19 protein-coding genes are annotated in these 19,795 nt (G+C 65.5%); 3 read left to right on the forward strand and 16 right to left on the reverse strand.

What is annotated here, in order from left to right:
- Positions 1–189: 189 nt before the first annotated feature.
- Complete coding sequence (locus tag FZ983_RS32760) at positions 190–2,172, forward strand: relaxase/mobilization nuclease and DUF3363 domain-containing protein (RefSeq protein WP_035884628.1); 1,983 nt, start codon at positions 190–192, stop codon at positions 2,170–2,172.
- Here the strand turns inward: FZ983_RS32760 and FZ983_RS32765 are convergent.
- From FZ983_RS32765 to FZ983_RS32835, 15 genes are all read right to left on the reverse strand, one after another.
- The gene (locus tag FZ983_RS32765) at positions 2,165–2,470 is read right to left on the reverse strand and encodes a hypothetical protein (protein WP_017405997.1); all 306 of its coding nucleotides are present in this window, start codon (positions 2,468–2,470) and stop codon (positions 2,165–2,167) included. The two genes, FZ983_RS32760 and FZ983_RS32765, sit on opposite strands and share 8 nt — an antisense overlap.
- A gap of 9 nt (positions 2,471–2,479) precedes the next feature.
- The gene (locus FZ983_RS32770; RefSeq protein ID WP_026062539.1) at positions 2,480–3,484 is read right to left on the reverse strand and encodes a branched-chain amino acid ABC transporter permease; all 1,005 of its coding nucleotides are present in this window, start codon (positions 3,482–3,484) and stop codon (positions 2,480–2,482) included.
- Between the two features lie 2 nt (positions 3,485–3,486).
- Entirely contained in the window at positions 3,487–4,359 is an 873-nt protein-coding gene (locus FZ983_RS32775) for a branched-chain amino acid ABC transporter permease (RefSeq protein WP_016452539.1), read from the reverse strand.
- A gap of 20 nt (positions 4,360–4,379) precedes the next feature.
- Entirely contained in the window at positions 4,380–5,096 is a 717-nt protein-coding gene (locus FZ983_RS32780; protein ID WP_026062538.1) for an ABC transporter ATP-binding protein, read from the reverse strand.
- The gene (locus FZ983_RS32785) at positions 5,093–5,860 is read right to left on the reverse strand and encodes an ABC transporter ATP-binding protein (protein WP_017405994.1); all 768 of its coding nucleotides are present in this window, start codon (positions 5,858–5,860) and stop codon (positions 5,093–5,095) included. Before FZ983_RS32785 ends, FZ983_RS32780 begins: the two co-directional genes overlap by 4 nt.
- A 16-nt stretch (positions 5,861–5,876) precedes the next feature.
- Complete coding sequence (locus FZ983_RS32790; protein WP_017405993.1) at positions 5,877–7,067, reverse strand: ABC transporter substrate-binding protein; 1,191 nt, start codon at positions 7,065–7,067, stop codon at positions 5,877–5,879.
- A gap of 60 nt (positions 7,068–7,127) precedes the next feature.
- Positions 7,128–7,736, reverse strand: coding sequence for a 2-hydroxychromene-2-carboxylate isomerase (locus FZ983_RS32795; protein WP_017405992.1), 609 nt, complete (start codon positions 7,734–7,736; stop codon positions 7,128–7,130).
- A 45-nt stretch (positions 7,737–7,781) separates the two neighbouring features.
- Positions 7,782–8,504 carry a glutathione binding-like protein gene (locus tag FZ983_RS32800; protein WP_017405991.1) on the reverse strand — a complete coding sequence of 241 codons (723 nt, stop codon included), beginning with the start codon at positions 8,502–8,504 and terminating at the stop codon, positions 7,782–7,784.
- A gap of 147 nt (positions 8,505–8,651) precedes the next feature.
- Complete coding sequence (locus tag FZ983_RS32805; RefSeq protein ID WP_026062537.1) at positions 8,652–9,434, reverse strand: SDR family NAD(P)-dependent oxidoreductase; 783 nt, start codon at positions 9,432–9,434, stop codon at positions 8,652–8,654.
- 29 nt (positions 9,435–9,463) lie between these two features.
- Positions 9,464–10,249 carry an enoyl-CoA hydratase-related protein gene (locus tag FZ983_RS32810; protein ID WP_223301378.1) on the reverse strand — a complete coding sequence of 262 codons (786 nt, stop codon included), beginning with the start codon at positions 10,247–10,249 and terminating at the stop codon, positions 9,464–9,466.
- Positions 10,250–10,260: 11 nt separating this feature from the next.
- On the reverse strand, positions 10,261–11,442 hold the full coding sequence (locus FZ983_RS32815) for a thiolase family protein (protein WP_017405988.1): 1,182 nt from the start codon (positions 11,440–11,442) through the stop codon (positions 10,261–10,263).
- A gap of 44 nt (positions 11,443–11,486) precedes the next feature.
- The gene (locus tag FZ983_RS32820; RefSeq protein ID WP_017405987.1) at positions 11,487–13,154 is read right to left on the reverse strand and encodes a long-chain fatty acid--CoA ligase; all 1,668 of its coding nucleotides are present in this window, start codon (positions 13,152–13,154) and stop codon (positions 11,487–11,489) included.
- 11 nt (positions 13,155–13,165) lie between these two features.
- Positions 13,166–14,233, reverse strand: a complete 1,068-nt coding sequence (locus FZ983_RS32825) for a CaiB/BaiF CoA-transferase family protein (protein ID WP_017405986.1) — start codon at positions 14,231–14,233, stop codon at positions 13,166–13,168.
- Positions 14,230–15,375: an acyl-CoA dehydrogenase family protein gene (locus tag FZ983_RS32830; protein ID WP_016452528.1), complete on the reverse strand. Its 1,146-nt coding sequence runs from the start codon at positions 15,373–15,375 to the stop codon at positions 14,230–14,232. Before FZ983_RS32830 ends, FZ983_RS32825 begins: the two co-directional genes overlap by 4 nt.
- Positions 15,376–15,522: 147 nt before the next feature.
- Positions 15,523–16,572 carry a helix-turn-helix domain-containing protein gene (locus FZ983_RS32835; RefSeq protein WP_016452527.1) on the reverse strand — a complete coding sequence of 350 codons (1,050 nt, stop codon included), beginning with the start codon at positions 16,570–16,572 and terminating at the stop codon, positions 15,523–15,525.
- Positions 16,573–16,837: 265 nt separating this feature from the next.
- Here FZ983_RS32835 and FZ983_RS32840 point away from each other — a divergent pair, with 265 nt between their 5' ends.
- On the forward strand, positions 16,838–17,611 hold the full coding sequence (locus tag FZ983_RS32840) for an SDR family oxidoreductase (protein WP_017405983.1): 774 nt from the start codon (positions 16,838–16,840) through the stop codon (positions 17,609–17,611).
- Between the two features lie 22 nt (positions 17,612–17,633).
- Here the strand turns inward: FZ983_RS32840 and FZ983_RS32845 are convergent, their stop codons facing one another.
- The gene (locus tag FZ983_RS32845; RefSeq protein ID WP_016452525.1) at positions 17,634–18,662 is read right to left on the reverse strand and encodes an AraC family transcriptional regulator; all 1,029 of its coding nucleotides are present in this window, start codon (positions 18,660–18,662) and stop codon (positions 17,634–17,636) included.
- Between the two features lie 294 nt (positions 18,663–18,956).
- Here FZ983_RS32845 and FZ983_RS32850 point away from each other — a divergent pair, with 294 nt between their 5' ends.
- The gene (locus FZ983_RS32850) at positions 18,957–19,658 is read left to right on the forward strand and encodes a nitroreductase (RefSeq protein ID WP_016452524.1); all 702 of its coding nucleotides are present in this window, start codon (positions 18,957–18,959) and stop codon (positions 19,656–19,658) included.
- The last annotated feature ends 137 nt before the right edge of the window (positions 19,659–19,795 follow it).

The following is a 19,795-nucleotide window of genomic DNA, read 5'->3' on the forward strand; positions in this document are numbered from 1 at the left end:
GGCAAATGCGGAAGGCAAGACAAAAGGACGCGGCACCGGGCCGCGTCGAAAGCCTGTCTGCACGTGGGGGCGGCGCGGCACGCAGCGGCTTCGCCGCCGTGCTGCTTGTGGCGCGTGGCCCGCGTCGATATGGGCTTGTCCGCGTGCTTCGCACGACGGACTACGCCCCAGCTTTCAGGGAGAGAAGTCATGATCAACCGCCGCGACGACGATTTCCGCATCCGCCCCAGCGCTCCAAAAAACCGCGGCCAGGGCTTCGTTTCCAAGGTGCTCCAGCAGGCCGGCAAGGCCAGTGGCGGCAAGTCCTCGGTGCGCCGTCCGGCATCGGCCATCGGCGGCAAGGCCACCGGCCAGCGGCCCGGCTCACGCCTGGGGCGCGGCCATACGGCGGCGCGGTTTGCGGGCGCGAAGCTCACGCCCATGTCGCGGCGTGTGACTATCAAAACCTTGCTGGTCAACCAGCAGCGGGCCAGCCCGCAATCGCTCGCCAAGCACCTGCGCTACATCGAGCGCGATGGTGTGGGCCGTGATGGCGAGCCAGGCCGGGCCTATGGGCCGCAGACCGACGAAGCCGATCTGGATGCTTTCAAGGAACGCTGCGCCGACGACCGGCACCATTTCCGCTTCATCGTCTCGCCCGAGGACGGGGCCGAACTGGACGACCTGCGCACCTACACGCGGCATCTGATGAACCGCATGGAAGCTGACTTGGGCACGCGGCTGGATTGGGTGGCGGTGGATCACTGGAACACCGACAACCCCCACACGCATTTGATCGTGCGCGGGCGCGACGACACCGGCAAAGACCTCATCATCGCCGGCGACTACATCGCTGATGGATTCCGCCATCGTGCCGCTGAACTGGCGACCGAATGGCTGGGGCCGCGCACCGAACTGGAGATCCAGCAGACCTTGCAACGCGAGGTGGAGCAGGAGCGGTGGACGAGCCTGGATCGCACGCTGCAACGCGAGGCCGGCGAAGACGGCCGGGTGCAGATCGAACGCTTCAACGAACCGAAGCTGCAACGCCAACGCCTGCTGCTGATCGGCCGCCTGCAACGCTTGCAGCGCCTGGGACTGGCCGACGAGGCGCAGCCGGGCACCTGGGCCGTCCATGCCGATGCCGAGAAGACCTTGCGCGCCCTGGGCGAGCGTGGCGACATCATCCGCACCATGCAGCGTGCCATGCGCGGCGAGCCGCGCGAACTGGCGGTGTTCGAGCCGGGCGACGATAGCCGAACCATTCTCGGCCGCGTGGCCGCGAAGGGGCTGGCCGACGAGCTGCGCGACCGCGGCTATCTGGTCATCGACGGGGTGGACGGCAAGGCCCACTACGTCGCGCTCAACACCCGCGACGAGCTGGCGAACTATCCCACCGGCGCCGTGGTGGAGGTGAAGGGATCGGCCGACGTGCGCGCGGCTGACAAGAACATCGCCGTGCTGGCGAGCGATGGCCTGTACCGCACCGACCACCACCTTGCTATCGCGCAGGGCCAGGCCGTACCGGGCCGCGATCCGCAGGAAGTCGTCGCGGCCCACGTCCGGCGCTTGGAAGCCCTGCGCCGGGCAGGCATCGTGGAGCGCGTGGCCGAAGGGCTATGGAAGGTGCCGGGCGACCTGCCCGATCAGGGCCGTCGCTACGACGCGCAGCGCCTGGGCGGCGTGGCCGTGGAGCTGAAATCGCACCTGCCCATCGAGCGGCAGGCCCGCGTGATCGGGGCCACCTGGCTTGACCAGCAGTTGATCGGCGGTGGCTCTGGCCTGGGCGACCTGGGCTTTGGCGGCGAGGCCAAGCAGGCAATGCAACAGCGCACCGACTTCCTGGCCGAACAGGGGCTGGCCGAGCGGCGCGGCCAACGCGTCATCCTGGCGCGCAATCTGCTGGCAATGCTGCGCAGCCGGGATGTAGCGCATGCCGCGAAGGACTTGGCCGCCGAAACTGGCCTGGAGCACCGGCCCGTGGCCGATGGCCAGCGCGTGGCGGGTATCTACCGCCGCAGCGTCATGCTGGCCAGCGGGCGCTACGCCATGCTCGATGATGGCATGGGGTTCAGCCTGGTGCCATGGAGGCCTGTCATCGAACAACGACTCGGTATGCCGATTTCTGCGCAGGTACATGACGGCCGCGTATCCTGGCAAATCCGACGGCAACAGGGCTTATCTGTTATCTGAAGCCAGCAGCATATCGAGCACCCACTGCAAGGATGCGTCTACAAGCGTTCTCGATGTTGACGACCGGAATGCGCCCGATGCCCATGCCGCGCAGCGCCACCTGTCCGGGGATCAGCACCTGGTCGGCCATGACACCAGCAGCGGCGTTGCCCATGTCGGCGGCCTGCAGCTGGGACGGGGTGATGCCTGCATCGGCAATGGCTTCGCCAATCGCCTCGGCGGCGAGCGATTTGAGACCGCAGTCAATGTGCTTGCCGAAACGGGTCATGCCCGTGCCAGCGACGAAGACGGGCTGCATGGAAAGCGTCTAAGACTGGGCGGATGAGGAATTTGCACGCCTGCGCCAGAGGCTGGTGATCCAGCCGCTCAAGCCATTAGGGGCCAGGAAGACCACCGCGAGCAGTGCGAAGCCGAAGATCATCCACGGCGCGGATTGCGACACGCTCTCGGCCAGGTTGGGCGTGAGCACGATGAAGGCAGCCCCCAGGAAGGCGCCCCACAGGCTGCGCACCCCGCCCACGAAGCTGCCCACCAGCAGGGACACCGAGAGCAGGAAGGGAAAGTTCTCGGGCGCGACGAACTGGCCCGCCACCACGCTCAGGGCACCGGCCAGGCCGGTGAACGCCGCGCTGAGGCCGAACATCTGCGTGCGCAGGGCGGTGATGTCGAGTCCGCCCGCCGCCGCCGCGAGCGGCTGGTCGCGCGAGGCGTCCACCAGGCGGCCGAACTGCGAGCCGAGAATCCGCCGCGCCAGCAGGAAGGCGCAGAGCGCGCAGGCCGCAACGCAGGCCATGATGGCCCAGTCCGCCCGGTCGGCCAGCACCCCTGGGAACACAGGTTTTTCCAGGACGATCCCCGCCACGCCACCGGTCAGCCACTCGATCTTTTTCCACTTGAGCGCCTGCGGTGTCACCACCGCCACCGCGAAGGTGGACAGCGCCAGATAAAGCATGGGCAGCCGCAGCGCCGGGAAGCCGAAGAGGAAACCCGCCACGAAGCACAACAGCGCCGCCACCGGCACGCCCACGTAGAACGGCCAGCCCAGGTGATGCGAGAGCACCGCCGCGGTATAGGCACCGATGGCGAAGAAGGCGCTGTGGCCGAGCGAGATCTGGCCCGTGTAGCCGGTGAGCAGGTTCAGGCCCATGATGGCGATGCCATAGATCAGCACCTGCGTCATCACGTACAACGGATAACTTTGCCAACTAAAGGACCAGGCCAGCAGCGCGAGCCCGACCACCGAGGCCGTCCAGCGCAACCAGGTGGGCGATGCCACCGGGCGGATGTTGAGTGGGGCGCTCATGGTACTCATGCTCACACCCTCACCTGGGCCGTCTTGCCGAAGATACCGGCGGGCCGCAAGACCAGCATCGCGATGATCAACAGCATGATGCAGGTCAGTTTCAGGTCGTTGCCGACCACGTAGGCGCCCAGCAGGTTCTCCAGTACCCCGACGGCGAAGCCCCCGGCCACGGCGCCCACAGGGCTGGCGATGCCGCCCAGCAGCGCGCCCGCCAGTGCGTAGATCAGCGGCCCCATCATCATCGACGGCTCCAGGAACACGATGGGCGCGGCCATCAGCCCCGCCACGGCACCGGCCACCGCTGCAAGACCCCAGCCCACGGCCAGCACCTTGTTGGTGCTGATGCCCGACAGTTCCGCCGACGGCGCGTTCACCGCCACCGCACGCATCGCCAGGCCGAACCGGGTGAAGCGGAAGAACGCGAATACCGCCGCCAGTTCGGCCAGGGTGACGAGCAGAACGCCGACCTCGTGGGCCGACAGATAGGGTTCGGCACGGCTGAGGACTCCACCGAACGGCGTGGCGAACTCCAGCATCTCATGCCCGAACAGCCAGCCGACCAGGCTGTTCAAGATGATGAGCAGCGCGATGCTGGCCGCCACGACCGAGAGCACCGGCTTGTGCCGCAGGGGCTGGAAGATGACCCGCTCCAGCGCCAGCCCGAGCAGGAAGGAACCCACGACCACAACGGCGAAGGCCACCCACCATGATGCGCCCGCCTGAACCAACGCCCAGCTCATATAGGTGGAGAACATCGCCAGTTCGCCCTGCGCGAAGTTGACGGACGAAGTGCAGCGATAGATGAGCACGAGCGCGATGGCGAGGCTGGCATAGATGCCGCCCGCCGCCAGGCCCGAAGCTATCTGGTGAAGGAATGCTTGCATGGTGATGAACCTCTTTTTGATCAGTGGCCGAGGTAGCTGCGGCGCACGGCGTCGTCTTCGCGCAGCTCGGCTGCGGTGCCCTGGGCAGTGACGCGCCCGCTTTCGAGCACATAGGCCCGGTTGACTAGGTTCAGCGCGACCTGGGCGTTCTGCTCCACGATGAGCGCCGTGAGGTGCTCGGTTTCGCGCAACTGGTGCAGGAGTTCGTAGATCTCCTGCGTCACGCGCGGCGCGATGCCGAACGAAGGCTCGTCCAGCAGCAGCATCTTGGGGCGCATCATCAGCGCGCGCGCGATGGCCAGCATCTGCTGCTCGCCGCCGCTGAGCGTGCCCGCCGCTTGCTTCGCGCGGCTGGACAGCTTGGGAAACAGCGTCTGCATCCGGGCGATGTCCTGCTCGATGCCGTCCTTGTCGCGGCGGTGGATGGCGCCCACGCGCAGGTTCTCCAGCACCGTCAGGTCGCCAAAGGTGCCGCGCCCTTCGGGCACGTGGGCGATGCCCAGCGAGGCGATGGCGGGCGCGGCCATGTCGATGATGTCCTGGCCCTCGAAGCGCAGCGTGCCCTTGGCAGTCACCTGCTGGTGGCTGATGGCGCGCAGGATGGAGGTCTTGCCCGCGCCGTTGGCGCCGAGCAGCGCCACCATCTCGCCGGCCTGCACGTGCAGGTCGATGCCATGCACCACCGCCGTTCGGCCGTAGGCCACCGCGAGGTTGCGGATTTCAAGCCGTTGGGTCACAGCACACCTCCCAGATAGGCATCGAGCACGGCGTCGTTGTTGGCCACTTCCTCGGGCGAGCCCTGGGCGAGCTTGCGGCCAAAGCTCAGTACCGCGAGGTCGGAGCAGGTCTTCATCACGAAGCGCATGTTGTGCTCCACGACCACCATGGTCAGCTTCAATTCCTCGTGCAGGCGCAGCAGCACGTCGCGCAGTTCATCGACCTCGCCAGCGGTGAGGCCAGCGGCGGGCTCGTCGAGCAGCAGCAGCTTGGGCCGCGTCACCAGCGCCCGCGCGATTTCCACGCGGTGCTGGATGCCCACTGGCAGTTCCGCCACGCCCCGGTCGGCATAGTCAGACAGCCGCAGCGTGGCCAGGGCCGCGTCAGCCGAGTGCGCGATTTCTTCCTCGGCGGCACGGACGGCGCGCGAGCGCAGCGCGGCACCCAGCATCGACACCGGCAGCCGCGCGTGCGCACCCACCATCACGTTTTCGCGCACCGTGAGCGAGGGGTAGAGCGCCACGTTCTGGAAGGTGCGGCTCAGACCCAGCCGTGCCACGCCGTGGCGCGGCAGGCGCGTCAACTCGGCCTGGCCGAAGCGCACGCTGCCGTGGGTGGGCCGGTACAGGCCGCTGATGCAGTTGAAGCAGGTCGTCTTGCCAGCGCCGTTCGGCCCGATCAGGCCGAAGATGCAGCCCTCGGGCACGTCCATCGAGAAGGCGTCCAGCGCGACGACACCGCCGAAGCGGATCGTCAGGTCGCGTACGGAAAGAATGGGTTCCATCGCTGCGCTCGCCCCGTCAGGACGGCATCACCTTCCAGCTCGTGCCGTCGAACTGCTGGATGCGCATGTCCGGTATCGGGTGAGGGCGGGCGTCGCTGGTCTTGACACGCAGGCCCGGCAGCATCATGGGCAAATCCATGTCCAGGCGGCGCGACTGCCGCATGATGTTCTCGCGCGAGAGGTCGTTGCCGCACTGCTTGAGCAACTGCACTGTCACTTGCCCAAGGCAGGCACCGAGCACGGTGAGGTATTCCTTGGCCGCGCCTTTGTTGTATTTGTCCATGAAGGCATGCCAGGCCAGGACACCAGGGTCGTTCTTCCAGGTCGGATCGCTCGGATCCTTGAGGAACGCGGCGCTCATGATGCCCTTGACCTTGTCCAGCCCCACCGGAGTCAGCACCGCGGGCACCGAAGATGCGCTCGGGTTGATGTAGATGGCCGGGCGCCAGCCGATGTCGTGGGTCTTGCGCAGCGACTGGAGGGTGGCTTTGGGCGAACCCCACGCCACCAGCACGTCCGCGCCCGAGGCATGCATGGAGACGATCTGCGAGTCCACCGTCGGATCCGACACCTCATGCGACTCTTCGCTGATGAGCTTCTTCCCGGCGGCAGCCAGAACCTCCTTCACGCCACGCAGCACATCCTTGCCGGCGTCGTCGTTCTGGTAGAACATGGCGATCTTCGCGTTGGGCCGCGTCTGCAGGATGTGCCTGGCCAGGATGCGCCCTTCGTCGGTGTACAGGGGCAGCCAGCCCATGCTCCAGGGGAACTTAGCCGCATCATCCAGCCACGTGGCGGAGCCGGACGAAACGAAGAGTTGCGGTACTTTGGCGTTGTTGAGATAGCTGCGCGACGCCAGCCCAGTGGACGAGCCTATCTGCGCCGCGAGAAAAGCCACCTGATCGCGCTCCACCAGGCGGCGCGATTGCTCCAGGGTTTTCGGCGGGCTGTAGCCATCGTCGGCCAGCACCAGCTTGAGCTGGCGCCCATTCACGCCGCCCTCGGCGTTGACCAGGTCAAACCATGCAGACATGGTCTTGCCGACGATGCCATAGCCTGCGGCCGGGCCGCTGAGCGGTCCGGTCGAGCCGATCTTGATCTCGCGATCCGTCACGCCCGGGGTGCCCGCGCCCTGCGCGCGGACCAGGCCAGAAACGCCGGTCAGCATGGCGCCGGAAAGCATGGTGATGAATTGTCTTTTTTGCATGGTGTCTCCTGTGGTGGTGGTGAGATGAATGGATGGATGGGTGAACCCTGGCCTGCGGCATCAGGCCGCCTTCCCTTGCAAGCGCAGCACGGCTTCGCGGATCAGCGGCATGCGGTCGTTGCCGAAATACATGTCCGTCTTGTCCACGAAGATGGTCGGTGAGCCAAAGCCGCCGCGCGCGACCACCTCATCGGTGTTGGCCCTGAGCTGGTCTTTGATCGCCTGCTCGCCGATGCCTGCAAAGAATTGGGCGGGCTCGATGCCAACGCGCTGGCACACCTGCGCCAGCACCGCGTCCTGCGAGATGTCCTGGTCGTCGCCCCAATAGGCTTCAAATATGGCGCGGGCAAACGGCGCCATGTCGTTGCCGAGCCAGATGCAGCCGCGCATCGCCTTCACGCTGTTGACGGGAAACACCGTCGGCGGCATCTTGATCGCAAGCCCCGTCGAGCGGGCCCAATCCGCTAGGTCCTTTTTCAGGTAGCGGGCCTTCTGCGGCACCGGCGTCTCGCGCGAGGCATAGACGGTGGGATTGATGGTGTTGAAGATGCCGCCGACCAGGATCGGCCGCCATGTGATCTCAACGTCAAGCTCCTTGGCGAGCGGCTGGATGTTATGAAAGGCGAGATAAGTCCAGGGGCTGGAGCAGTCGAAGAAGAATTCGATCATGGTGTTTCCTGTGTTTTTGGGGCGTCACTGGATTCCGGAATCGCGCTACTCGCGCCCCGGAATGGCGCTCCGTTCCGCCAGCTCCCTGGCCTTGTGGCCGAACATGTTCTTTCTCGCTTCGTCGTCCAGCGGCTCTTGCTCGAATTTGCCGACCGCCAGCCCCGCTTGCACCTGGGGCCGGCCGCGCACGCTGGCGTACCAGCGCTTGAGGTGGGGAAAGTCGTCGAGCGTGAAGCCTTGGGCCTTGTGGGTCATGGTCCAGGGAAAGCAAGCGATGTCGGCGATGCCGTACTCGGTGCCAGCGACATAGGCGCCGGTCTTGCCGAGCTGGGTATCGAGCACGCGATACAGCCGTGCCGCTTCGTCGCGGTAACGCTCAATCGCGTAGGCGATCTTTTCCTGCGCATACAGCGCAAAGTGACCATGCTGGCCGAGCATGGGCCCCAGTCCGCTCACCTGCCACATCACCCATTGCATGGTTTGGGTGAAGCCGCGCAGATCCGTGGGCAGGAAGCGGTTGGTTTTCTGGGCCAGATAGACCAGGATGGCGCCGGTCTCGAACACCGAAAGCGGGCCGCCGCCGTCGAGCGGCGCATGGTCCACTATGGCCGGAATGCGGTTGTTCGGGCTGATCGCCAGAAATTCCGGCCTGAATTGCTCGCCAGCGCGGATGTTGACCGGAGTCACCGTATAGGGAAGTCCGAGTTCCTCCAGCAGGATGGAGATCTTCCAGCCGTTGGGTGTCGGTGCGTAATGCAGGTCAATCATGGCGAATGACGCTCCTGCCGAGCTGCGGATCGACATCACGCCATGACTTGCAGGCACCCGTGGCCGACCCCCTGACATTCCAGGCTCCCGTTGCGTGGCTTTCTCGGGTTGACGACATCATGCGCAGCTCTTCGAGGGTTCAAGGCGTCAGCGCGGCGCCATGCGGAGGGCCCCATCCACGCGGATGGACTCAGCGTTCATGTAGCCGCAAGTGACCAGAAACTCGACGGCCTGCGCGAATTCATCGGGGTCGCCCAAACGCTTGGGAAAGGGCACGCTGGCCGCCAGCGCCTGCTTGACGTTGTCCGGCAGGGCCAGCAGCAAGGGGGTGCCGAAGATCCCCGGCAGGATGGTGTTGACGCGAACGCCTTCGTCCATCAGGTCGCGTGCGATCGGCAAGGTCATGCCCATGACGGCGGCCTTGCTGGCGGCATAGCTGGCCTGGCCGACCTGGCCGTCCACCGCAGCGGCCGAAGCGGTGTTGACCACGACGCCGCGGTCGCCGTCGGCCAGCGGTTCCAGCGCCAGCATGCCCGCCGTCGATTTGGCAATGCAGCGGAACGTGCCCACCAGGTTGATCTGCACGATGCGGTTGAAGCGATCCACCGCACTCGGGCGGATCTCGCCCGTTTTCCGGTCGCGACTGACGGTCTTGACGGCGTCGGCCGTGCCGGCGCAGTTGACCAGAATGCGTTCCTGCCCGATCGCGGCACGGGCTTTGGCGAAGGCCGCGTCCACCTGCTCCTCGGACGTCACGTCCACGTTGCAGTAAACACCGCCAAGCTCGCTGGCCAACGCCTGGCCGACGGCTTCGTTCATGTCGAAGATGGCGACCTTGACGCCATGGCTGGCCAAACGCCGGGCCGTGGCGGCCCCCAGGCCGGAAGCCCCCCCGGTGATGACGGCAGAAATGTCGGAATTGAGTTGCATGGTTTTTCCTTGAAGATGACAGACAGGCGTTATTGGCCGGTGAATTTGGGGGTGCGCTTGCCCAGGAATGCCGCTTGCCCTTCGAGGTTGTCGGCCGAACGCAAAGCGACAACGAAATTGCGCTTCTCATGCTCCAGGCCCTGCGCGAGCGGGGTTTCAAAGCTGGCCAGGGCCGCATCTTTCGCCAGCGCCACGGCCAGCGGCGAATTGGCCGCAATCCGGCAGGCCATCGCCAGCGCCGTCGGCAGGGCCTGGCCATCAGCCGTCACTTCGGCGACGATGCCAACGTCGCATGCCTTGCGGGCGTCCATGAAATCGCCGGTCAGCAGCAGCGCCATGGCCTTGGACTTGCCGATGGCGTGAACCAGGCGCTGGGTGCCGCCGGCACCGGGAATGGCGCCCAGCTTGACTTCCGGCACGCCGAACTTGGCGGACTCGCCAGCAATCACGATGTCGCAGGCCAGCGCCAGTTCCATGCCGCCGCCCAGCGCGACCTTTTCCACCGCCGCGATGACGGGCTTGGGGAAGCGCCCCAGCGCCGCAAAAAAGTCCCAGCCCGTTGCCGAGCGGTCGCCCAGCAGCGGCGCGGCACGCAGCACTTCAAAGGCCGTGATGTCGGCGCCCGCGCAAAACACGTCCTCGGCGCCGGTGATGATGACGGCTCGCACGGCATCGTCGTCGCGCAGTTGCGCAAGCTGCGCGCGCAGGCCATCGAATACCGCGCGGTTCAGGCTGTTCTTCGCACGCGGGCGGTTGATGGTCAGGGTGACGACGGCGCCGTCACGGCTCACGAGCACTTCACTGGCTTCGCTCATGGTGGCCCCGCTCATGCAAGCCGCTCGATGATGGTGGTGTTGGCCGTGCCCGAAGCCTCGCAGATGGTCTGCAGGCCATAGCGGCCGCCCCGGCGCTCCAGTTCATACAGCAGGTCGGTGAGCATGCGCGCGCCGGTGGAGCCCAGCGGATGGCCGATGGCCATCGAGCCGCCATTGACGTTGAGGCGGTCGTCCGGGATGCCGAACTCCTGCTGGAACATCAGCGGTACGCCGCCGAAAGCCTCGTTGACCTCGAACAGGTCGATGTCGTTGATGGTCAGGCCCGATTCCTTCAGTGCCTTGCGGGTGGAGTCGAGCACGGCGGTGAACTGGATCACCGGGTCGGCGGCGGCCACTGCCGTGCTGACGAAGCGCGCACGCGGCTTCAGGCCATGCTTCTTGGCATAGGCGCGGCTGGCGATCAGCAGCGCGGCGGCACCATCGCTGACCTGCGACGAGTTGCCGGCGGTGGTGGTGCCGTTGGCGGCAAACACGGCTTTCAGCGTGGCCATCTTTTCGGGGTCGGGGTTGGCGCGCACGCCCTCGTCGGCGGCGACGACCGGACTGTTCGGGTCGGCCGGGTCCTCGGTCAGATGCACCAGTTGGTCCTTGATGCGACCGGCCTGAATCGCCTCGGTGGCGCGCTTATGGCTCCGCACTGCGGAGGCATCCAGGGTTTCACGCGTGAGGCCGAAGCGCGTGTTCAGCAACTCCGACGAAACGCCTTGCGGTATCAGCGGGTTGTCCTGGTAGCGCGCCAGTTCGCGCGGGCTGTATTGCGAACCGAGCGGCGCGCCGGGCTTGAACGACGGCGGCAGTGGCGCCTGCGACATCGACTCCACCCCCCCGCCGATGGCCAACTGGTAGGCACCCGCCTGGATGCCATGCACGGCAAAACTCACCGCCTGCTGGCCCGAGCCGCATTGCCGATCGACCGTCACCGCCGGCACGGATTCGGGCAGCCCCGCCGCCAATACGGCATGTCGGCCCAGGTTGCCGTGCTGCTGGTCCCACTGCAGCACGCAGCCGATGATCACGTCGTCCAGATCGGCGGGGTTGACGCCGGACCGCTCGACCAACTGGCGCAGCGTCTCGGCCATCAGATCGACGGGATGCCACTTGTGCAGGCGCCCGCCGCGCTTGCCCACGGGGGTGCGCAGCGCACCGACGATAACGGGTTCATGGTCATTCATCTGGTTCTCCTGTGTAAGAAACTGGGTGTCACGCAAAGTGGCGTTCAGGCGGCGTAGCGCTCTGCCTGCTCGACGCGGATGCGCTTCTTGTCGATCTTGCCGACGCTGGTCTTGGGGATGGTCTCGACGAACAGGATCTGATCCGGCAACTGCCACTTTGCGAAGGCGCTGGTCAGGTGTTCCTGCAATTGCTCCTGGGTCGCCTGCTGGCCGGGCCTCAGCACCACCAGGGCCAGCGGCCGCTCCTGCCACTTCGGATGCGGAACCCCGACCACCGCGGCGTCGCGCACGGCCGGGTGGCCCATGAGCAGGTTTTCCATGTCGATGGAAGAGATCCATTCGCCACCGCTCTTGATCACGTCCTTGATGCGGTCGGTAACCTTGAGGTAGCCGTTCTCGTCCACCGTGCCGACATCGCCCGAGCGCCACCAGCCGCCCTCCAGGAAGCGATCGCCCGAATCGGGCATGTCGTGGTAACTGGTCGTGATCCAGGGGCCGCGCAGGCAAATCTCGCCGGCCGACTGGCCGTCGTGCGGCAGATCCTGGTCGTTGGCATCGAGGATGCGGATGTCCACGCCGGTCAGGACCAGGCCCTGCTTGCGCTTGAGATTCCACCGCTCGTCCTGAGTCAAGCGCTTCCTCAACGTGGGCTTGAGGCGGTTGACGGTCACCAGCGTCGTGGCTTCGGTGGCGCCGTAGCCGTGCACCACCTCGGCACCCGTGAGTTCGTGGAAGCCGATCATCATCGACAGCGGCGGCTCGCTCGCGCCGGACAGCATGCGCATGCGGCTGAAGTCCGGCTTGACCGGCAGCGTCTCGATGTACTGCAGCATCGGTTGGAAGATGGCCGGTGCGCCGTTGGTGATGGTCACGCCCTCGGCAATCATGGTGTCGACCAGCGGCTTGGTGTCCTCGGCAGCGTAGCGTCCCGGCAGCACGATCTTGTCGGCCAGCAGCGTGGCGGCCTGTGGTAAGCCCCAGCACTGCCCGTGGAACATGGGCGTGATGAGCATGACGCAGTCGTCCAGCGTCATGCCCATGTTGGTGGCCATGCCCGTGGAGTGCAGGTAGATGCCGCGGTGCGAGTAGTACACGCCCTTGGGTTTGCCCGTGGTGCCGGTGGTGTAGCAGGCGCTGTAAGCCGAGGTTTCGTCGATCTCGGGCCAGTCGATCTTGGCATCAGCAGCGGCCAGCAGGTCTTCGTAGTGCAGCAGCGGTTTCAGCGTGGTCTTGATCTGGTCCAGCGGCTTGTCGGTCATCACGATCCAGCCCTTGATCTGGGGCGAGTTCGCTGCGACGGATTCGGCGATCGGCAGCAAGGACTCGTCCACGCAAACGTAAGACACCTTGCTGTGGCCGACCACGTAGCCCAGGTCCTCGGCGCCCAGGCGCAGATTCATCTGCAGCATGACCGCGCCCAGGCCGGGGATGGACCAGTACAGCTCGAAGTGGCGCCGGCTGTTCCAGTCCAGCACACCGACGCGGTCGCCCGGCTCGACACCGAGCGCGCGCAGCGCATTGGCGCTGCGGCAGACGCGCGCGTAGCAGTCGGCATAGGTGTAGCGATCCCAGCCGCCATCGGGTGTGCGGTAGACGATCTCCTGGTCCCCGTGGGTGCGCGCGGCGTGCCGGATCAGCGTCGTGGTGTTGAGCTGGCGTTCGTTGCCCGTGGTGGACGGGCAGCCGCGGATGGGCTGGGTGGTGCTGGTCATTTTCTGGTCTCCTAAGTAATTGCGTTGAGTGCCTGGAACCGTGGGGCCGGGGCCGCCTCGATGGCGCCGGAGGGGGTGGTCTGGTAGATACCCCGTGCCGCGTTGTGCGGATGCCGCGCCGCCTCGGCCAGGCTGAGCACGGGCGCGAAGCAGGCGTCGCTGCCTTCGAGCAACGCGCACCAGTGCGCCCTGGGTTGGCTGCGGATGAGGGCCGCAATGCGCTCCTTCAGCGCTGGCCACGTCGTCGTGTCGTACTGGTCGGCAGGGTTCACGTCCGTCAGGCCCAGCTTCGACAGCAGCAGTGCGTGGAACGCGGGCTCCACCACCGCGAGGCTGATGAAGCCGCCGTCGGCACAGGCGTACACGTCATAGAACGGCGAATCGTGAAACGGGCTCGGCTTCGTGCCGTCGATCTGCCCATTGGCGCGAATCCAATGCACCAGCGTGCCCATCATGGCCACGATGTCGATGATGGCGGCATCCACGACCCGGCCGCGGCCACTGCCCCTACCGTTACCGCGCGCATCGACCAGCGCGCAGGCGACACCGAAGGCCATGCCCAGCGCCCCGGCCGCGTCCCCGAGCACCGAGGGCGGCACGATGGGCATCTGCCCCTTGCGGGCCGACAGCGACAGCAGGCCCGTCAGCGCCACGTAGTTCAGGTCGTGGCCAGCGGCCCGGGAGAGCGGGCCGTCCTGGCCCCAGCCCGTCATCCGGCCATAGACCAGCTTGGGGTTGCGCGCCGCGCATTCGGCGGGGCCGAACCCCAGCCGTTCCATCACGCCGGGGCGAAAGCCTTCGATCAGAACGTCGGACTGGCCGATCAGATCCAGGGCGCGCGCCTTGCCGCCGGGCGACTTCAGGTCGGTGATCTCGACCGTCTTGCCCCGGTGCAGCGGGTTGGCCGCCGCCCCGCCCAGCGGCTGCGCCCCGGCGGCCTGCTCGGCCCGTGTCAGCGCAATCACCTCGGCACCCATGTCGGCCAGCATCATGGCGGCCAGCGGGCCCGGCCCGATCCCTTCGAACTCCACCACACGGACGCCGTGCAGTGGCTTTTGCAGCATGTGCGAGGCGTTCACAGCTTCCTCGCAATCAGTTCTTTCATGACCTCGTTCGCGCCGCCGTAGATCTTCTGCACGCGCGAGGTGGTGTACATGCGCGCGATCGGGTATTCGTACATGTAGCCGTAGCCGCCGAACATCTGCAGGCACTCGTCCACCACGCGGCACTGCTGCTCGCTGCACCACCACTTGGCCATGTACGCGGCTTCGGCGTCGAGCTTTCCGTCCAGCAGCCGCTGGATGCAGTCGTTGACGAAGGTGCGCACCACGTGAGCGGTGGTGGCGATCTCGGCCAGCTTGTGGCGCGTGGTCTGCATCTCGAACAGCGGTGCGCCGAAAATCTTGCGCTCCTTCGTGTATTCGACGGTGAGTTCCAGGGCCCGGTCGATGATGGCCGCCGCAGGCACGGCGATGGTCATGCGTTCGTAGGGCAACTGGCCCATCAACTGCTTGAAACCAAGCCCTTCGACGCCCCCCAGGACTTGATCGACCGGCACGCGCACCCCGTCGAAGAAGAGTTCGGCGGTGTCCGACGCATGCAGGCCGATCTTGTCGAGCAGGCGGCCCACGCGGAACCCTGGCAGGTTCTCGGTCTCCACCACGATCAGCGAAAGGCCTCGGCTGCCCGCCTCGCCGGTGCGTGCGACCACAATCAGCAGATTGCAGGTGTAGCCGTTGGTGATGAAGGTCTTGGCACCGTCGATCACGTAGTGGTCGCCATCACGGCGCGCGCGGGTGGCGATGGCCTTGAGGTCCGTCCCGCAGCCGGGTTCGGTCATCGCAATGCCGAGCAGCATCTCGCCGCTGCTCAGCTTGGGCAGCCAGCGCTGCTTCTGCTCCTCGGTGCCGTAGTCCATGATGTAGTGCGCAGCGATGCTGTTCACCTGGACGTTGTTGGGCATTTCCGCTCTGGTCAACTCATCCTGTACCACCAGCTGGTAGGCAATGCTGGCCCCGGTGCCGCCGTAGGCTTCGGGCATTTCGGGCAGCATGAACCCCATCTCGCCGAAGGGCCGCCAGGTCTCGCGCGGGACGTAGCCCTGTTCGCGCCAAGCGGGCAGGTGCGGAGCCATCTCGGCGGCGATGTAGCGGCGCACCTGGTCGCGAAAGGTCTCGATGTCGCTGTCCATCCAGGGTTGACGGTGCAATTGCGGCAGCATGGGAGCGCTCCTCAGAAGGTTTGTACGATGAAGGTTTGAAAACTTGGCCAGCGATGCGGCCCCGGGTCATGCCCGCATACCCACAACGGGGCGGGCGAAGCGTCGAATCTCTGCGTTCTCAGTCTGTCCAGGGCATATGGTCGGCATTCAGCCCGTGCGCGTCTTGCCCGCCAGTGCATGGCAAGTTGACTTTGCGTGTGCAAGGGAAAGCCCGGCTGACTCGACCGGGCCGATGGCGGAGCCGTGAGCAGTCATGCCGCGTGCATCGCTGGGCGACACTCCAAAGCGTTGTTTGAATGCGCGGCAGAAATGGCTGGTGGAGTTGAAGCCCCAGTGAAAGGCGATCGCCGAGACCTGCAGATGCCGGCAGACCGGGTCAACGAGTGTCCGCCAGCACGCTTGCAATCGGCTTTCCAGGATGTGGCCGACCACCGTGGTATCGCCCTGCGCAAACAGCGCATGAAGGTAACGCAGTGAAATACCGTGCGCCGCGGCGATGCGTGCCGGACTCAGGTCATCCTCTTGAAAATGCTGGGCGATGTAGGCAAGTACTCGTTCGCGCAACGCGGCCATGGCCGTGAATCGAGTGGCGCTCTCCGGCTCTGGCAGCGCAATGTCCAGAAGCCCGATCACCGTGCGGCAAAGGGCGACGTGGGCGGAGGGCGGCACGGCGCCGATCTCCTTTGCCAACCCCATCAGGTGTTGGCTGAGCAGTGAGCCCACGCCTGTGTGACTGTCAATGCGGCAGGCTGCGGGCGGCTGCTTGCGGCCCGGTAGATGCTCGCGCATGAGCTGCCAGGGAATCATCAACGACACGCTGTGGGTTCGTTCCAGCACCTCATAGTCTTGCCGCTGATCGGTACGCCAGAGGAACATGTCGCCCTCGCAGATTGGCGTGTCCCACTGCTGCAACTGTACTCGGCCGCTCAGGTTCAGCTGCAGCCCCAGGCAGAACTCATCGTCGAATGACGAATGTCCAGGAGGAGACTGCTCGACGCAAGCACCGGTCACGGTGCATACCAAGGAGGCTCCGGCGAGTTCGTGTCGCCGCAACTTCGCCTGGAATGCAGCAGGCTTCGCCGGGGAGGAAAGACTCCAGCGCTGGAAGGAGTCCTTGAGGATCGCTTCCGTCGCATCTATCCTGCCCTCGATGGGCGCATGGTCGATGGACCATTCCATGGGTGACTGTTGCAGCACTTGTCGTCTCCTGAATCTGCCCCCAGACGCCGCAGCCCATCGGGACCGGAGCGTCGACACCGTGGCGTGCTTTCGTGCGGCGCTCAGGGTACCCAAGGCATACAGGCAATCGTAGGCAGCGGTGCTTGGCGCGGCAATGACGGATGGTCTCGATCAACTGACAAGGCACCTCTTTCGACGGATGGGGGAGCGAGGCAACCCCGCAGCCGAGCGGCCCTGCGCTAACCTCCCGGCATCGACGGCGAACTGAAGATGCAAGGAGACGATGATGGATCTGGGTGCAATGCTGGCAGGCAAGCGGGTGCTGGTCACGGGGGCCTCGTCGGGCCTGGGCGAGAACTTCGCTCGGCTGGCTGCTGGTTGCAAGGCCAAGGTAGTGATTGGGGCGCGGCGCAAGGCGCGGCTCGACAAACTCGCCCAGGAACTCGAAAAGCTCGGTTCGCCTCAGGTCACGGTGCTGGAAATGGATGTGGCTTCCGAGCAGTCCATCGACGACGCCTTCGCCGAGATAGACGCCTCGGGCACCATCCTCGACGTGGTGGTTAACAACGCCGGGGCTTCCAACGACGCCTTGTCGCTCACGCTGCCTGCGTCCGACTTCGACTCGCTGATGGAGACCAACGTGCGCGGCGTGTGGCTGGTGGCCGCGCGTGCCGCGCAGCGCTGGGTGGATGCGGGGCGGGGAGGCTCAGTCATCAACATCGCATCGATCCTGGGCGAACGCGTGATGCCGGGCGCCATGCTGTATGCCACGTCCAAGGCTGCAGTCGTGCACATGACCAAGAGCCTGGCGCTCGAATGGGCGCGCCACGGCATTCGCGTCAATGCCATCGAGCCGGGCTACATCGACACCGAGATGACCGATGCCATGTGGGATACCGACCATGGCAAGGCGCTTATCAAGCGCATCCCGATGCGCCGCCTGGGTAAGCCGGAGGAGCTCAACGGTCTGTTCCTGCTGTTCGCGACCGAGGCCGGGTCGTGGATGACCGGCGCCTGCGTGCCAGTGGATGGCGGGCATCTGTGCTCGTCGCTTTGAGTGCGACCGCGTCGAAGCAGCGCTACGTTTTTTGGGTGCGCGAACGATAGACGCCTGGCGTGCTGCCGGTCCATGACTTGAAGGCCCGCTGGAAGGCGGTGCCGTCGGCGAACCCCAACTCGGCGGCGATGGCGCTCAGCGCGGCATCGGTGCTGGTCAACCGAACGATCGCCATGTCGCGCCGTAACTCGTCCTTCAGCACCTGAAAGGACTTGCCCTCCACGGCCAGATGCCGCTGCAGTGCGCTGACCGACATGTGCAAGCGCTGCGCGGCGACAGTCAGATCGGGCCACTCCGGGCACGCTTGCTGCAATAGCGCGCGCACCCGCGCGCTGGCTGTCCGCTCGATTAGACGCGGGCCGATCAGGTTGCCCGGTGTGGCACGCAAAAAGGTCTGGAGCGCGGCGGTGTCACGGCGCATCGGCTGCGTGAATGCGGATGCCTCGAACCAGACCGCCGACCGCGCCTGCCCGAACCGCAACGTGCCCGAGAAGATTTGGGCATAGTCTGCGGCACGCGGCGGTGGCTCGAAGGCAAAATCGAGCCCTCTGGGCACCAGTCGGCCGCCGTGCAGCCATACCAGCAGACGCCAGAAAACGCGCAACAGCAGCCCGTGCAGGAAGTCTGAATGTTTGCCCAGGGCGTGGCGCACGTCCAGAGCAGCACCCTTGAGCAAGCCATCAGAGACGGGCACAAGCGCCACGTCGTCCTGCAGCAGGGCGAAGGATGCACTCACGCGCTGCAAGGCGGCTGCCAGCGTCTTGGCCCCGAGCGTAGAGCGAGCCATCAGCGCAAAGCTGCCGCAGCGCAACGGCCGACCGTGTAGATGGCCTAGGCATTCGTCGTCCAAGCTGTTCTTCACGGCACTGAAGAGTGCGATGTATTGCTCTATGGTCACACGCGACTGCTCCAGATGCAGCAGCGACTCGGCGATGCGGGCCTGCGCCAGAACGCCATCCAGCCAGGACTCGGTGGCCAGTCCTTTGCTGCGCGCGCCGTCGAGCAGGCCATGCACGGCAAAAACAGGAACAGTGACGACGGGTTTCAACATGGTCAAAGGGAGCAACGATAGCTGGCGCTGAATCCGAAATTACACCAAGAAAACGGCCCGCTAACGATGTAGCGTCCGGCTGCGGTCAACCGGATTTTGCCTTGTGCATACAAAGTCAACTCGCCATGCACTGGCGGGCAAGACGCGTATGTGCCGAGTGCCCAGAATACCGCTTGGTAGCACACCCAGGGACGACCCGTGGACGTTCGGCATCGATGCATTCGCATGAATGCTTCTTCGGCAACGGCATGTCGGTGTGCTCACCCGAATAGCCCAGCAACCAGGAGAGAGTGAATGTCTGTCTGCGCCGTGCCTTTGCGCAACATGCTGATTGATGCGGTGATGCGCGAACGTCGTTCCGTGCGCGCCTTTCTGCCGACCCCGGTGTCGCAAGAAGCGGTGGCCCAGATTCTGTCGGTGGCAGCCAGCGCGCCCAGTGGCACCAACACCCAGCCGTGGCATGTCATTGCCGTGGCGGGCGAGGCGAGGAAGCGCCTATGCGACCGTGTATTGCACGCCTTTCACCATGAAGAGGGAGAGCACCAGTCCGAATACGACATCTACCCGGCCGAGTTCTTCGAGCCCTACCTGACCAGGCGGCGTCGGTGCGGTTTCGCTCTTTATGCCGCAGTCGGAATCTCCAAGGGAGATACGGATGCCATGCGCGCTCAACATGCACGCAACTTTGCCTTCTTCGATGCGCCGGTCGGTTTGATCTTCACCTTGGACCGGCGCATGGTGCAGAGCAGTTGGGTGGACTACGGGATGTTCTTACAGAACATCATGCTGGCGGCCCGCGCACGAGGCCTGGATACCTGTTCGCAGATGGCGTGGACCCTTTACCCGCGCCTTCTGGCTGAAGCCCTGCAAATCCCGGACGGGCAGATGGTCCTGTGCGGCATGGCACTGGGCTATGCCGACCCGGCGGCCGTGGTGAACCGCGTGCGCACCGAGCGTGAGCCGGTCGAGAACTTCACACGCTTCAGCGGCTTCTAGAAATCTTGTCATACCAACTAATCGCGTCGTAAGCCGCCTGAGAAATTCAGCCGCCCTGAAGCGGTTGATCGACCGGGCCTTGTCCTGGTGGGTAGGGTCATGCATGGATGTATGCCCTATGGGGCAGACGGGTTGAA

This window comes from Azospirillum sp. B21 (assembly GCF_008364825.1).
In the GTDB taxonomy this organism is placed as follows: Bacteria; Pseudomonadota; Alphaproteobacteria; order Azospirillales; family Azospirillaceae; genus Azospirillum.